The organism is Psychrobacter sp. CX18 (assembly GCF_057396215.1).
Window position 1 is genome coordinate 245,728 of record NZ_JBXYJH010000008.1, and the last position, 15,890, is coordinate 261,617.

Annotated in this window: 13 protein-coding genes; 5 read left to right on the forward strand and 8 right to left on the reverse strand. The window is 36.1% G+C overall.

The features are described from left to right. Positions 1-627: 627 nt before the first annotated feature. The 8 genes from AC2SLT_RS08480 to AC2SLT_RS08515 form a co-directional block, all read right to left on the reverse strand. On the reverse strand, positions 628-1,188 hold the full coding sequence (locus tag AC2SLT_RS08480) for a hypothetical protein (RefSeq protein WP_486547225.1): 561 nt from the start codon (positions 1,186-1,188) through the stop codon (positions 628-630). 64 nt (positions 1,189-1,252) lie between these two features. After that, positions 1,253-1,819 (reverse strand): hypothetical protein, encoded by a 567-nt coding sequence (locus AC2SLT_RS08485; RefSeq protein WP_486547226.1) that lies wholly within the window; start codon positions 1,817-1,819, stop codon positions 1,253-1,255. Beyond that, the gene (locus AC2SLT_RS08490; RefSeq protein WP_486547227.1) at positions 1,806-2,351 is read right to left on the reverse strand and encodes a transthyretin-like family protein; all 546 of its coding nucleotides are present in this window, start codon (positions 2,349-2,351) and stop codon (positions 1,806-1,808) included. The genes AC2SLT_RS08485 and AC2SLT_RS08490 overlap by 14 nt, the downstream gene beginning before the upstream one ends. Before the next feature lie 11 nt (positions 2,352-2,362). Beyond that, on the reverse strand, positions 2,363-3,835 hold the full coding sequence (locus tag AC2SLT_RS08495; RefSeq protein ID WP_486547228.1) for a PAAR domain-containing protein: 1,473 nt from the start codon (positions 3,833-3,835) through the stop codon (positions 2,363-2,365). Between the two features lie 45 nt (positions 3,836-3,880). Beyond that, on the reverse strand, positions 3,881-4,693 hold the full coding sequence (gene icmH / locus AC2SLT_RS08500) for a type IVB secretion system protein IcmH/DotU (RefSeq protein WP_486547229.1): 813 nt from the start codon (positions 4,691-4,693) through the stop codon (positions 3,881-3,883). A gap of 59 nt (positions 4,694-4,752) precedes the next feature. Next, positions 4,753-6,105 (reverse strand): type VI secretion system baseplate subunit TssK, encoded by a 1,353-nt coding sequence (tssK, locus tag AC2SLT_RS08505; protein WP_486547230.1) that lies wholly within the window; start codon positions 6,103-6,105, stop codon positions 4,753-4,755. Positions 6,106-6,115: 10 nt separating this feature from the next. Continuing rightward, on the reverse strand, positions 6,116-6,739 hold the full coding sequence (locus tag AC2SLT_RS08510) for a hypothetical protein (RefSeq protein WP_486547231.1): 624 nt from the start codon (positions 6,737-6,739) through the stop codon (positions 6,116-6,118). A gap of 81 nt (positions 6,740-6,820) precedes the next feature. Beyond that, on the reverse strand, positions 6,821-7,858 hold the full coding sequence (locus tag AC2SLT_RS08515; protein WP_486547232.1) for a M15 family metallopeptidase: 1,038 nt from the start codon (positions 7,856-7,858) through the stop codon (positions 6,821-6,823). 117 nt (positions 7,859-7,975) lie between these two features. On the opposite strand from AC2SLT_RS08515, the gene AC2SLT_RS08520 reads away from it, so the two are divergent. The 5 genes from AC2SLT_RS08520 to AC2SLT_RS08540 all read left to right on the forward strand — a co-directional run. Next, a complete protein-coding gene (locus AC2SLT_RS08520; RefSeq protein WP_486547233.1) occupies positions 7,976-9,502 on the forward strand; it encodes a hypothetical protein in 1,527 nt (508 codons plus the stop codon). Positions 9,503-9,590: 88 nt separating this feature from the next. After that, a complete protein-coding gene (gene tssM / locus AC2SLT_RS08525) occupies positions 9,591-13,592 on the forward strand; it encodes a type VI secretion system membrane subunit TssM (RefSeq protein WP_486547234.1) in 4,002 nt (1,333 codons plus the stop codon). A gap of 5 nt (positions 13,593-13,597) precedes the next feature. Then, a complete protein-coding gene (tagF, locus tag AC2SLT_RS08530) occupies positions 13,598-14,548 on the forward strand; it encodes a type VI secretion system-associated protein TagF (protein ID WP_486547235.1) in 951 nt (316 codons plus the stop codon). A gap of 48 nt (positions 14,549-14,596) precedes the next feature. Continuing rightward, positions 14,597-15,472 carry an OmpA family protein gene (locus AC2SLT_RS08535; protein WP_486547236.1) on the forward strand — a complete coding sequence of 292 codons (876 nt, stop codon included), beginning with the start codon at positions 14,597-14,599 and terminating at the stop codon, positions 15,470-15,472. A gap of 14 nt (positions 15,473-15,486) precedes the next feature. After that, the coding region (locus tag AC2SLT_RS08540; protein ID WP_486547237.1) for a hypothetical protein at positions 15,487-15,890 on the forward strand (404 nt) is incomplete at its 3' end.

Genomic DNA, 15,890 nt, shown 5'->3' on the forward strand with positions numbered 1-15,890 from the left:
TAGTTAATAAATCGTTAACATTCTCTCATGAGCATATTGGTTGTCCTCGATACTTTTAATCTTTAGGGAGCTCATTTTTCCAGATAGGTATGTATTTATCTTGTTCAAATCGATAAAAAACAAATATAACACCAGTAATCTCGTCTAATTCGTGGGGTTCAGAGTTAACTGTTGCTGTGGAGAGGTCTGGTTCAAAACATAGCTTATGATTGTTGTTAATAAATGCGTCAGTTTCAATTAGCTTATGTAGTTTATGTGAAGGATTTCGACTGAAACATGATGCAGATAAACATAGGCTGATGACTATTAAGCCACTTAAATACTTTTTAAATATAATGATTATCCTTAATAGGCTAGTTTTTATGTATTACTAGGATCATTTAAAAAGTCTGAGAGTGTTACTGAGTAACTACTCATGGAATGTCGATAAATCAAACAGTTTATACAGTCGAACAAATAAGATAAATACAACGATACTATCCAATTAAGTAAATTAATTTTAAAGTCGAATTAAAGTAGGTTAGTCTATACTGGTTAGTTCTAATAATTTTTACTTTATTCAGTTACTTATTTAGTCAATTCTTATTGTATGATTCCCTATAAATTTCACAAAATTCGAAGTTTAGTTCAGAAGATTTCACTCAACCATTCTTTAAGTTTTTGAAAACAGCTTTTTTGTTCTTCAAATGGTATGTCAGTACAATAGTTAGTGATTTCATCTGAGTTTGGTGTCACTCTTCCACGATCGCCTTCTACTATTTTGTAGCTATTATTATCCTTTATTAAACAAAATTCAGAAGAAAAATTAGTACCATTGATGACTTTATTTTTCACACCTAAAATCATAGTCACATAATAATGAGTATCAGGGAGGAGAGCGTTTTCATCTGTTAATGCTTTCATAGCCGATACAGGTAGGCAGGTTTGCGGACTATTAGGTATGTCTAAGTAAGTGTTATGAATAATAAAGAACATTTCAGAGCCTTTAGATACTGTCACATATATCAGCTTATTTTTGTCCTCTTCTACAGGTACTTCTCTATTATAATTAGCTAAATAAAAGCAAGGTTGATTGTCTTTAACCGTGATATCAATTTGTCCATAGTCATGTTTTGACAGAGCTTGAGATGCGACCGAAAACGCCATCATAGCTATAAGTAATAGTGACTTCTTAAATAGAATATTCATATTTTGATTACCTAGGCATTAATTCCGAACTATAGGGGTCAGCAAAAAAGCTACCTTACCCTCTCTAGTCCAGCGGTCGATTAGGACTCACCTCTTCATAAGTCATGTTTTTGGGTAAAGGAATGCAATCAACCTCCTTTTGTGATTCATCTGACACACAATAAGGCATTGTATCTACATATTCATACACCTTACCATAAACATGCTCCCCTTCTGCTAAAGGATTTAAATACACCTTGCCCATATCTATGCTAATAGGCTTCTTCAAATCATAAGTCTCTACGGGTAAAGCTATGCCATCGACATTAATCAACTTACGCTGGTAGCCTTCTTTTTCAATCATAATATTTGCGTTTTGGTAAATCATCATTTGATGATCTACATGTTGATTTTTGTATTTATATACGGCCATAGATGGCAATACAAAATTACCCACATTATCAGAATTAGTTTGATATGCATCGGTTAAGTAAACATTTGCGTTTACAATAGGCTGTTGAGTTTTGATATTTATAAGATGGCCCGAGAGAGTGGGTGTTACATAATATTCAGTAGAAGATACAGCTGTTGAGCAAGCAATTAATGGCAAAGTTATACCACACATAAATAGGACAAACCTAAAGATCTTCATTTGTAGCTCCATCTGGTAAGGGTATGCAGTTAACTTCAATTTGTAAATCATTAGGCATACAGAACGGAGTTTGCTCAACATATTCGTTGTAGTCATAACTATTTTCTACACCCACACCTTGTGGTAAGTGTTCTAAATAAATAAATCCTAAATGAATATACTCTGGCACTTCTGATGATCTTTTTACGCTTAGTCGTCCCAATCCATAATTATTATATGTTTTAGGAATAAAACCATCTTTATAAATATCGATAGCTGTTTCAGCAACACCTTCAACGTCTTGAAAACTATTACCTTCAATCTTAATAGGGGGTAAGCGAAAAACGCCATTGGTATCAGTCTTTGTGTGATCATTACTTGAGTAAACTATAGAAACATTACTAAGAGGTTGTTGAGTTTCTCTATCAAATATTTGCCCTGTAACAATAGGAGTTAAATAATGTACCGCTTCTGGTTTATGAGTACATGAAGTTATAATACCTACTATACTGATAAACAATATTAGAACTTTTACTTCTTTAAAAAAGCTCATGAAACAACCCCTTAATACGCTTTTAACGTAAGTCTAGAGACCCATAATAAACTACGCACATCTTCTTCACTAGCTACTGTCTTTTCAAAAACATCTGGTGGGTTAAATCTACTGTCATCGTATTGCATCAGATCGTATTCATTACCAGTGTACTTATAATTCCCATTCGCTGATTGGGTTAACAATGTTGAAGAACCCTTATGGGTTTTAGAATAGTCATGTCCAGCAGCTGCTAAAAGAATTTCATGTCCTAGTTCATGAGAAAAGGTTTTCATGAACCTTATGTTAGCGTCAAATTTTTTAATATATTTCCAACCATTATTAAACCTTATATTTCCAATGTTATAATAGACTATTCTTGATAAACACCAATTCCTAGATCTAGAGTTTGTATCATTGGTATTAAATTTAATGGATAGCTTTGGCATAGCGTTATTATTCTTAATATCACAAACAGTATAAAACTGATACTTAATCCCATTAATATCGACATCTAATTTTTTACTCTTAATAGTATTGTGATGGCGACTCCAGTACCGCTTTACACTCTTTCTAACTAATTCTCTAACTTCGTTATCGTCTAAATAACTATACATATCTTTTTCTAAAATATATGGCCCGCTTCCATGTGTAACCTTACTTGGTACACGTCCAACTAACCCTGTCCCGTCCCACTTAAGGTTTCCTATACTTACTCTTAAATTTGAATATACTTTTTTTAAATTTTTATCTATTTTAATATCTAACCAGTCTTTATCCATGTATCTAAATTCGACTTGTTTAGATTGACTAAATATAGCATTTGTACTTAAATCTGTAGCGTATACTCTAAACTTTACCCCTTCTAACATAAGTTTACTATCGTAGATATTATTAATAAAACCATCCCATTCTAACGTTACTATATCACCTTCCTTGTATTTACCAGCTTTAAAAGCTAAAGGGTGAGAAACACCTTGAATATCTAAATTAAAATCTTTAAAACCTCCATTTTTTACCTTGATTTTTATAAATATTTTGTCATAGACTTTAGGAGGATTAGTTCTAGCGGCATGACCTACTAATGGTCTAAATCCAGGAGGCTTAGCGTCTAAAGGAACAAATCTATCATAATTCAAATAAACTTTCTCGATAGTAAAATAACTATCACTATCACTTCCTTGGTCCACATCCCCATATGTTGCTACATATTGTTCCGCAGGCTCAATCCCACCAACATCAAAATCAGAGAACGCAAAAGACTGCTGATTAGCAATCAATTTTGATCCACAGCTGGTAACATCGCCAGCACGAGCTATCGGTTGACCGTCTACAATAAAGGTAGGATCACCTGTCACAATAGTGACAACTTTTTTACACTTTTTACAAATGACTTTATCACCTTTGCGAGAGATAGGTATGCCATTATGAGTAGAATGAGGAGAACCTGAAATAACGGTTCCTCCATGTGTTGTCTTCGCACCAACAGTGATGTAAGCAGCCATAGTACTATCCTGATGTTATGTGAGAGCGGATATCATAGAGTTTTATTATGGTAAAAATATCGAAATATGCGCTTGTTCTTTATTGTCTTGAATAATTTGACTGTATCCTGCCAGCTGATCCTGCGTTTGAGATTGAAGATAGTAGGATATGAAGCCAAACAAGGTAATCAGTAGTAAAATCACAGCCAAAATAATGACCCAAAGGGGGGTTTCACTAGAGAGTGTGTGCTTTATTTGATCAGGAATTGCCCAAAATGGAGAAAATTCATTTTTATTACCGCGGAGATGCTCAATCTCGTCACCCAATCTCGATATAAGATAACGAATTTTTTCTGGTGCTTCTAGTCGATATCTACCTTGAAAGCCCAACAACATAGCATAATGATAAACTTCTAATGCGGGCAGATGTTTATCACCTTGCTCACGTAGCCTATCCAATCGTTCAAAAAACTCATCTCCAGCTATTTGAGAACCAAATAGATCTAGCTGTAGAGGGTTCATCTCCCAAGCATCTTTTAAGCTTTGAAACTCTGGTTCCTGAGAGGTCATAATGGTTTCATCTACCAATGCACAGTACGCATATTTGGCTTCATGAATATCTTCTGATGCAAAACCTTTTTTTCGGGCTTTGTTTTCAAACTTATCCAAAAAATCATATATTTTTGTTCTAAAGCTCTGTGGCTGGGTACTATAATAATGATTACGCAGTAGAAAAACCAAATAAAAACCATCATACATGACATCAACAAGCGATTGCCGCTTGATACGTCTTTCAAACCCATCAACTGGGACTTTAGAGGCCACTTCTCCAGAATCTAATAAAGACGGCGCAGTGTTTAGGGGTTTATTAGTAGGCATGTTTTTCTCTAAACGATAAATGAATTAAGTTTTAAGTAATAATCTTTTAATTTTTTAATCTATTGAACAACCGCCATTAATTCAAGCTTTAAATCATCAAAACCATTAGGCACGTAAATACAAATGGATTCGGCTTTAATCATCTCATTGTATATCTCGCCAACAGGTTCGATTGAAAAATAGCTAAAGCCAGGTCGAACAGGAATAGCACTAGGCACTTGGGTGATATGTGAAATCGGGGTTCCAGGTAATGCAGATAGCACTCGTTTCTCAACCCCATCTGGTGTCGCAATTTTGAATCGACGCGGCACAATATCGATAAGCTTGTGCATTGGCAATGAACAGCTCACTGATAAATATAATTGAGAATTACGTGTAATTTTATCGCCACTTAGCTCTCCAATATAATATGAAGGCTTAGATTGATGCAGTGGTATAGATATGAAATTACTCGCAATAACGGTATTGAGTAGCTCTCTAATAATTCTGAAAATGGCATTGAAAGAATCATGAGTTTGGTTGTGATTGTAACTGGGTAATTCACCAACTTTGTATAATGAGCTAAAAGTTGCTAATTGACTGGCCACATTCAGCAGGGATTCATATAACCGCTCAGGATGAAGCTTAGGATTATGATAAAGATGACTGAGCTGAGCATAGGCTGAATTTAAAGCATGAAGTAACCAAAATGAAGCGATATCGGAGGATCTAAACTCTAATAAATCATTATTAGTCTGACGATGATGATCATATAACGATGATGATTTAGTATTTATCATTGTCATTAGGCGACTCACTTGATTTAATAAAGAAGTATTGCTTTCTATATGCACACTACTAACCAAATAATCTTCCACAAGATGATAGGTTCCTTGAGGAGTTCGTTCTAACTTAGCAATTAATATTGAGAGTGCATCGTTATTCTTTGGAGATGGCGTATGATTCAATACTATACTAGGCGATAGCCTCAATATATCTACTGTGGACTCTGTAGCATCCGTATACAGATCTTGTGCTAGCTGCACGTCTTTTGTATAGCGCGTAGGATTTTCACTTGAATTGACCTGGATATTACTACCGTTTAACTGTAGAACCTCCAGATTCAAAAAAACATACACTTCATCACCAAGGTCATTATTTAAATCATTCAGGCCAACAGATTTCGGTAATCTATCAGTATATGGCGCTTGATAGAGAGTACCATCAGGAAAAACACAAGAGATTGTCTCAAAACTAACCACATTACTCTCTAACAAAGACTTATCGAGCTTTGATTCAATAATACCGTAAGCATAAGGGTGCAAAACTTTCATGCTCATACTACGCTGATGATTATGATAAATATCTTGCATTTGAAAATGCTGAGGTCTTAAAAAAAGGCCTTCACCCCATAGAATTTGTTGTTTGCTCAAGTTTTTTCTCCTATCGACAGCTTACAAGGGGTTGCTGGTAGTATTTTAATTTGGTGGAAAATTCAGAATCTAATGATAAATCTATACCACTACTAATATTGGCATCACACGCACCGATATTTATTGACAATGGCTCATCAAAATTAATATGACTTAACGGAATTAAAAACTGTGACCGCTTCTTGGTGTATCTTAAATCTATATTAATAGCGATAAAATGAATGTCATCCGATAAGTTTATGTTGAAATCTGAACTCCGACCAGGTATTAGGCTGACTTCTTTTATAGCCATGTCTCGTACTTCAGCGAACTGAGAGTCATCCTCAAGAGTAGCAACATAGATAGTACTGGCTGTCGCTTGATTCGAGCGACCTGCATTTAAACTTGAGTTAGGATTAATTTTTATATTTATTTTAGATCGCTTTAACTGCTCTTTTAATTTTTGTTGCTCTTTTAATACGTCTTCAATTAACGCTTGCTGGGACTCCAAATCAGATTTTAATTTAGTAATCTCTTCTTGACTACTATCTTTGTTGCTTATCAAGGAATCAATGGGGTCTGAAACATTACTAGACTCCTCAACTCCATTTCCAAAACACCCTACCAGTAGAGTAGCAAAAAATAAAATACTCATTTTCTTCATTACGATAGCTACCTTACATTATAATTTTAAAAAATATTAAACGAAACTACTGAATATAATTGACATCTTACATTATTGATTCGTCAAAATCTTTGCCATTTCTGGACGACCTAAAACGCCTTTTTTTCTAAGTTCAACATGGCCAAGATCTTTCATCCTCCAATCCCCTCCCCACACAAGACCCACAGATTTTGCAACTTTGCCATATAATTTATAGCCTCTCATCGCCCATGGATCGCGTTCTGATATTACAATTTTACCATTACGTATAAAGGCGCTATCAGCTGCCAAGCCAAATTGATGATAACTCCGATAGGAGCCGGCTTTAGTTACGTGTGAACCTTTTGCCAACAAGCGTGCCTGGCGCTGGGGGCTACGATACCCTTCCAATAGAACCATGTCATATCCATATTCATCATGCATTATTTTATAAACCATTAATAATCGCTGTACGAATTCTGAATTCATTTTATCCCAGTTACGATCCGCATTTTTGATATTAATATAACCATTATTTAAGTGCGTACTAAGCATATCTGATGAATAACCCCCTTCAAGATCTTTAATATCAAGCACAGGGGATACATCATTAGGACTTGGAAATGACAGTTCTGCATTATTTGATTTTAAATCTTCCCAGACATCATCATCAGCCTTTGATGCGCTATAACTGGCTATTTCGGCATCAAGTTCATCAAACAACTCTTCAGGAGGGGCTGGTGGTGGTTCAAGTCGTTCACCCATCAGTAATTCATTGATTTGCGAACTATACATATTCTGTTCAACCTGAGTATCGTGATAAACCTCTAATGCAGAATAGTTTAATAGCCAGTAACATAAACCTATAGTCACCACGATTAAGCCACACGATGTGATGGTTATATAATATTTTTTTAACCGGAATACTGGATTAACATTCAATTCTTTTTGTTTAGACTTATTAATTCGTAACTTGCTTTTTTTATTTAAATGCTTAAGTAAATGGATATTTTTTAAGTTCTTCAATTTTTGCAGTTTTAAAAATAAAGCTGAAAAAAGCTTTGGCTCAAACAGTAAAGTGATGCAAAGTATTGCAATAAGAGTTATGATAATAATGATAAGATAGAGCATAAAGTATGTTTAGTAAAATCTTATATCGTTGGGTATCTAAAAATAAATACATATCTTTAAATTAAATTTAGTAACTATACATACTATTAATTATAATTTCAAAGTGAAGTACAGCCTGTGAAAAAAAGTAAAATCCTTCTCTACATGCGTTATAGTCTAACTCTTTTTCTAATAGTTTATCTTATTATTATATGGATGTATTTTAAGGATAACGCATCGACCGTTGCATCAACCCATTTAGTGAATGGATTTGTTGTTATTCCTTTGTTTGTACTATCCCTAATTTTGATAACTCATTGGTATTATAAAAAACATATTAACAAAGAGGATGAAAGCAAAGATACAGCGACTGCTTTTACAACTGTTGCTGAGGATATACCTATGAGCCATGAGGTTTTCTTACGCAGCTATGTATGCATCCCTGAGGGACAGCATTTCAATAAGATTATAGAAAACTCTAGTGATTTAACTGTCCTTAGTCCTAAATATGTTGATGAAAATAATTTACCAATTCTAATTAAGCCTTTAAAAGATATTGAAAATTACTCGGAAGAATTATATTCTCATGATACTAATATTGATAGTATCACTCAGCGAATTTGTGACTTAATAGACTATATATTAATCCAAAATGATACGACTTTTAGCCAAGTAGCCAATTATTTCAATTTAATAACGACAGCTCGTTTAGAAGATAATAATCAAAACTTAGCGGTCAGTATGCATCCTGAATGGCAACAACCCTTATTTGCGGAAATCGAGAATAATACAGAAGCTCCTTCTAATCCTGAACGACCCATAAATCAATTAAGTACTATATCAATTTATTTGTTTATTCCTGACCTATCAAACAAACCTTATATTAAAGACTATTTAACACAAAAACTTATTGATTATGGCATTCCAAAAGATACTATTGATGTTCAAAGCCCTCTAATAAGCAACCATGACAATACAGTATCTATCACTGAGATTATGAAGACTAAAGCGCTTCATATCTCGCAAGATACTAACCCTCAGTTAAGTATAATCATTGGAGCTGATTCACAAATAAATGATGAATGGCTAGAGGAGTTTTATTTTACTAGTACATCGACCACTATTATCCCTGAAGAAGCAGGAACAATGCTTTTAATATGGAATGCTGCTACTAATACACTTTTAGATATAGACAACAGTGTTGTTGCCTCCTTAACTAGTATTAGCCATAAATCTGATACCGTTAACTATAAAACCAGTATACGTAAGATATCAGCGTTTATTGAAAATAAATTAATTATTAAAAATAAGAACTCTGACGAGGGTGCAGTAGTTGTTGAAGATGACCACCAGTCTAAAAAAGGCTTTCATTTAGATTCTTTGACACTAACAGCTTTATCAGATCTATCACCATTAAATGAATCTGACAAGTTAGTCGTGCTTATGCACCTTTTAGATAAATTAAAAGATAAAGGAGCTCTAGTAAATGAGCATCACTTAGGGCATTATGTTTCAATGAATAAATGGATGCAAATATTAATAAGCTTGTCATTGTTTGCTGACATTGATATAAATGACAATAATGAATTCAATAAAAATTTACTTATTATTGATGATAAAGTTAATACTTTATTGTGCATAACGACAACAGCGGATGATGTTTGAAACTCAATATAGAAAAAGACAATCACTTGTTAAATAAATCAACTTAAATTAAATCTTTAAAGTCTTTAGCTTAAATCAGGTAGCACGCATGTTTTCAAGATTTTTTTATCATCTTTATAACCCTAGAGTCCTAATAATAATTGCTATCATCGTCGCATTAGTTTTTTTATACGACTATGTACCTATTAATACTTTCATCGCGATTGTTGCCACTTTAATAGTACTGACTATCATCAGTATCTTAACCTTTTTCTATTTGAAAAAACGTAAGCAAGCTACGACAGAGCTTGCTAACCTTGTTGAAGATAGCAACCCTGATCTCGATAGTAATGATAGCGAAAAATCTGACGATAACACTCAAGAAGTTCAAGTACTCCGTCAACAGATACAAGAAGCTATTAAGACAATTCGAAAATCAAAACTTGGAGATGAAACAGGTCGCGCTGCTTTATATGAGCTACCTTGGTATATGGTAATTGGCAACCCCGCTGCTGGCAAAAGCTCTGCTGTTTTACATTCAGGATTAAAATTTCCTTTTATGGAAAAAAACAATCAACTCTCTGTTAAAGGTGTTGGTGGTACAAGGAATTGCGATTGGTTTTTTTCAACTGAAGGAATACTTCTCGATACTGCTGGTCGTTATTCTGCATACGATGATGATCGCTCTGAATGGCTGTCTTTTTTGAGTCTATTGAAAAAAAATCGTCCAAAAGCCCCAATTAACGGTATTATTATTGCCGTCAGTATTGCTGAGCTGACTAAAAATGATCCAAGCTATGCGTTAGATTTAGCGAAAAACTTACGCAGTCGTGTACAAGATCTAACAGAACAACTAGAAGTGCATGCCCCTGTCTATGTCATTTTTACTAAAATGGATCTTATCTCAGGATTTAGAGATTTTTTTAGTGACTACGAAAAAAATGAACGAGAGCAGGCCTGGGGGGCGACCATTCCTTATCCTGAAAACCCTGAAGATGTTAATATTGACGATATTTTTGAAGAACACTTTAATATCTTAGTCAATGGGTTAAAAGACTTAAGTACTACAAAACTGTCTTTACGACATCAGCGTGCTGTATCGCCAAGTTTGATGACTTTTCCGATGGAGTTTCAATCTTTAAGACCTGCTATCAGGACCTTAATGCATTCTTTATTTGAAGACAATCCTTTTCAGTTTAAACCTATTTTACGTGGCTTCTACTTTACTAGTGCGCTTCAAGAAGGACAAGTTAACAGTCAAATGACTGAACTTATGATACAAAAGTATGCTTTGAAATTACCGACTGTACCCATTAGTAGCAACGAAATAGAAAGTGATAAGTCCTATTTTCTAAATGATTTGTTTTCAAAAGTTATTCTTAAAGACAAACATCTTGTCAAACAGCGTAAAAATCGTAATCAACGCAACTATAGAGCGATAGCCGCCCTAGCATCCATTGCTCTTTTATGTGTTGCTGCTGGTTTGTGGACATGGTCTTATAGCAATAATAGGCAGTTGGTTGAACGTGTTGAGTCTGACTTACTACAAGTTGCATCTATTCAAGCAGAGTCTAGTGGTGATCTTCAAAGTCAACTACAGTCATTGATGATTTTGCAAAAACGTATTCAGCAACTTGAAAAGTATGATGAAGACCGTCCGCTGTCTTTAAGCTTTGGTTTGTACCAAGGTGACAAGCTTAAACAAAAACTGTTTGCAGAATATTTTAATGGTATCAACATCATCTTAATAAAACCTACACAACATAATATTGAACAATTTTTAGCAGAAGTAAATGCTAATACTCAAAATTTAAAACCCGCAACGCTTGAATCAGCAAATGCAGAGTCAGCAGATAGTGTATCCACGTATAAACGCGCAGATCCAACCAATATTGAAGATGCTTACAATGCTCTTAAAGCATATCTGATGCTTAGTGATCATACTCATTTGGAAACCAGTCACCTTAGTGACCAAATGACACGCTTTTGGCGAATATGGTTAGAGGCTAATCGTGGATCAATGCCAAAAAGTAAGATGATTAGAGACGCCGAACAAATACTAAGTTTTTCATTAGCTCATATTACACATCCTGAATTCCCATTAACTCAAAATGACCTAGGTCTAGTCGATCAAACTCGTGCGAATATTACTGAAGTTAGTAAAGGGGTACCCGCGCGAGATCGTGTTTATTCTGAAATTAAAATGAGAGCTTCAGCGCGCTTCCCAAGTGTCACCATTGCTCAAATTCTACCCGATACTAATAGTGAGGCGCTACTAGGTGGCTATGCAATCTCAGGAACCTTTACTAAGCAAGCTTGGGAATCATTTGTCAGTGATGAAATTGATAAAGCAGCCACCTCAAAAATTGTTGCTAATGATTGGGTATTGGGTACTAGCGCACAAAATGACCTCACTTTAACTGGTAGTCCAGAACAAATACGTCAATATCTAGTGAGCCGTTATAAGCAAGAGTATATTAATGAATGGAAAAAATTCTTGTTGCAAACCCATGTTCGTGAAAGTACCAGCTTTGATGATCACGCTACATTAATGAATCAGCTATCCAATATAGACAACTCCCCCATTAAAGTTTTGTTTGAGACTGTTGATCGTCAAACTCAGTGGGACAATACAGCAGCCGCGTCTAACGATACTGGAGCCAAAGCTCGTCGTGGGTTTATAGAATGGTTCAAACAAACCATACTTCGTCAAAGTCCTGCTGAACTACGTCAAGCTGAAGCTTTAGCTAATAAGAATAAGTCTGAACCTGACGCCCCTAAGTCAGCTAACGTTGGCGTTATTGCTCAAGAATTTGCTTCAATTCACGCGTTAGTTACTCCTAGAGAAGATAATCAAAACCTATCCTTGTTAGACAGTTACTTAAGTAGCCTAGGTGACATTACCACTCGTTTTAATAATATTTCTCGTAGTGGTGATATAGGACCTGATGCCCTATTATTCACATCCCAAACACTTAGCCCTGAAGGCTCAGAGCTTTCAAAATCTTTGCAAATATTAGATGAGCAAATTTTGAGTCAAGCAAATACTGAAATGAAACAAGTTATTAGACCTATATTAAGTAAACCTTTAACGGCTTCATTTAATATGCTCCTTGAACCCACCAAAACTGAAATAAATAAAGTGTGGCAAGCTCAGGTTTATAAGCCTTTTGTCGATAACTTGCAAAGTAAATACCCCTTTACTGCCAATGCGAATATTCAAGCAACACCAGCAGAAATTGGTCAGTTCTTTGGCAACGATGGGTATGTTGCAAAGTTTGTTAACGAGACGCTTACCCCCTTTATTATTCGTCGCGGCGATCAGATTTCAAGTAAAATCTGGAATGGTTCGGGTTTAGGTCTTAATCCTAAATTTGTCGCTGACTTTGGACGCTACTATATGAACTACACTGGAAATAGTAGCTCTAATAATGGCTCAAGTGCAGATACTTCGAATAATCGAACCACTTTTCAGATCATGCCACTGCCTGTGAGCGGGTTAACTGAGTACACTATCGTTATTGATGGTCAGCAGTTACGTTACCGTATGGGATCTCAAGCATGGACAACATTTGTCTGGCCTAATCCCTCAAGCCAACCTGGGGCGAGTATTAGAGCAAAAGATTATGATGGTAAAGATTTTGTTGTCTTTGAAGAGGCAGGCAACTTCGGTGTAGAAAAGCTTATTAATCAAGCGAGACGTACCGAAGTTGATGACTCAATTTTTGAAATGTCTTGGACGGGTGACGGTATTACAGTCCCAGTTCGATTCAGAATAATTAGTAGTAGTAATTCATCTTCTGCTACTGGTGGGTCAAGTAACCCTTTCACAGGAATGAAGCTCCCTGAAGACGTCATTGGTAAGGGTGTTACACGTTCTGCTAAACCTACAACTGAGACTACTCAAATCAATCAAGATGGTACGAATCAACCGAATGATCAAGCAGGAACTAATAGTAATGCTACATTGCTAGGTGGTCAGTCACATTCCAATACGGGTCAAGCCTCCCCTGAGAATGATGAAGTTGCCAATGGTGCTGGCTCATCTGCTCCAGTGAATAGGAGTCGTCAGTCTAATGACAGCGCAGCTTCATCAAGTACGCAGGAGTAACCGTTTTGAACACTGAACTATCACCTCTTGTATACTTTGGGAAGCTACCTTCGCGCGGCGACTTTGTACGCTCACGCCATAATTCGATTGAAATTGATTTTATCGATAACTGGATAAGTGGGGCACTTGAACACCCTGAAAAAGCCTCACCTTCTCCACCCCTAATTTTTTTTAGTCACGTCAATACATTGAATAAAGAGGTTGTAACTGGCGTTATACTTGATAGTAATGACAATAATGATCGAATTTATCCTATCATTGGTATGCAAGTTCAGTATATTGAGAAAATTAAAAACTGGACTAAGTATTTACCTGTTAAGTCATTCTCATTATGGCAAATTATTGAGACGGCATTGTCGCAAGCTAAGCAAGCGACATCTGATTATGATGCGATTGAGCGATTAAATAATACTCGTCTAGCGATTGATGATAATGCCGTAACGTATTATTACGACTTTATAAACTCTACAACTCTGAATGATATAGCTACTAACATGGTTGTTAATAAAGTACAACTTATTGAACAAATTATCGCTACTGGGCTGTTGTTTTTACCTACCCTTAGTAAAGGCTTTATCGGGTTAAACAAAACCTTATGTTGGTCTTTAGGTACAAACAAAAATATAGCCATTAGCATGGCGACGTTTTGGCATGATTTAATCCACGGATTTTATACGCCTCATGACATAAAAGTAAATACTTATTTTTTTCATTCTTCTGAAAATTATCTACTAACCCTTAGCTTTAATGATCCACAAACTCACGTACTGGCACAATTGTCTCTTGGTACTAATAATACGTTAGATAACTGGTTAATTATGGATAACAGCGATTGGATTCAAAGCTACGTGGAAGAAGATATCGGCCTAAGTCGTTTTTATGAGCTATTATCACAAGATCAATTATATCTATATGATATTCGGCAACTGTTTAAACAAGTTTTTTTAGCACAATAGTTAAAACTTATGAATATTATGTATAATATTAAAAAACAAAGGTTAACTATGTTTATCAATCAACAGCGAAGTTTAATGCTTACAAATAAAAAACGCTCAGTAAAGAGCTCTATCACGTCAACCAAATCAATGGTTACTTTAACAGCTTTATTAAGCCTTACAGTTGGCTCCTTATTCTATACCGCTCAAGCCGCATCTACAGACGCTCAAGCTACTACGATAGATAGTAATACCCCTGTCGTCATAAAAGGTGTTGTGCCAAGTGTGTCTGATAAGGCTGAACTTTTAGAAAAACTAAAAGCTCAATATCCCAATCGTATCGTTCGTGATGAAATAGAGGTGCGATCTAATATCAGTATACCAACAAATTGGCAAGAGATTTCTACTGCTATCATTGATAGTGATATCACCAACATCCGCCAAGGACGCATAGACATTAACGGCACAAGCATTGGTCTTTATGGCAAAGTTGACAGTCTTGAACAAAAGAATGCTATACAAAATAGAATTCATAGCCGGCTTACTGATCTTTACCAACTTGATAACCAACTGGTTGTCACCCAAGGTGAACAAAAGCTCATAGACGACACCCTAGGCAACCGCATTGTCGAATTTGAATCAGGGAGCGCCAACCTAACCCCTCGAGGACTTGGGATACTAGATGATATGGCAACCGTTATCAAAGACGTTGGTGATAAGCCCATCACCATCACAGGCCACACAGACAACACAGGCGATGCTAACGCCAACCTATTACTATCAAACCAGCGGGCAGAAGCCGTCAAACAATACCTTATCGGACGTGGTATTGACGCCTCTCGACTAACCACCGTAGGTAAAGGAGACACCGACCCCATTGCCAGTAACGACACCCAAGAAGGTAAAACCCGTAATCGGCGTATCGAATTTACCCTAGGTGAATAACAAGGACTGTATTCATGCCAACCCTACATAACACAGCCCTACCCATGCACCTTGACAGGCTTTACGCCTCCGAAGGTAGCACTCAAGCCGCTTATGCCAGCCAACACTTAGACGTCACCGAACATACCCAGTGGCTAGACGCCCTACTCAATAGCAGCAATGAGCAAGCTCTCATCGACCTGCTAAACCCAAACAGTCGCTCACAGCATGCCCAGCACAGTATAGACACCTATGTCATCAACACCTATATTCATGAGCGCCATCAGCCCCCCTTTAGCTCACAAGCGCACCTTATTGGCTCCCCCTTGACCTTAAGCTTTGACACCCCAAGTGGTACCGCCTATCGCCACCTGTATATCACCGCCATACGTCAAATAGATCATGAAGGCAGCTATGGCTACTACCGCCTTATCGCCCA

Bases quoted from the DNA above. Each gene is read 5' to 3' on its own strand.
- AC2SLT_RS08510 (WP_486547231.1), bottom strand. From the start codon at position 6,739: ATGAGTATTTTATTTTTTGCTACTCTACTGGTAGGGTGTTTTGGAAAT.
- AC2SLT_RS08535 (WP_486547236.1), top strand. From the start codon at position 14,597: ATGTTTATCAATCAACAGCGAAGTTTAATGCTTACAAATAAAAAACGC.
- tssM (WP_486547234.1), top strand. From the start codon at position 9,591: ATGTTTTCAAGATTTTTTTATCATCTTTATAACCCTAGAGTCCTAATA.
- AC2SLT_RS08485 (WP_486547226.1), bottom strand. From the start codon at position 1,819: ATGAAGATCTTTAGGTTTGTCCTATTTATGTGTGGTATAACTTTGCCA.
- AC2SLT_RS08490 (WP_486547227.1), bottom strand. From the start codon at position 2,351: ATGAGCTTTTTTAAAGAAGTAAAAGTTCTAATATTGTTTATCAGTATA.
- icmH (WP_486547229.1), bottom strand. From the start codon at position 4,693: ATGCCTACTAATAAACCCCTAAACACTGCGCCGTCTTTATTAGATTCT.
- AC2SLT_RS08515 (WP_486547232.1), bottom strand. From the start codon at position 7,858: ATGCTCTATCTTATCATTATTATCATAACTCTTATTGCAATACTTTGC.
- AC2SLT_RS08480 (WP_486547225.1), bottom strand. From the start codon at position 1,188: ATGAATATTCTATTTAAGAAGTCACTATTACTTATAGCTATGATGGCG.
- AC2SLT_RS08495 (WP_486547228.1), bottom strand. From the start codon at position 3,835: ATGGCTGCTTACATCACTGTTGGTGCGAAGACAACACATGGAGGAACC.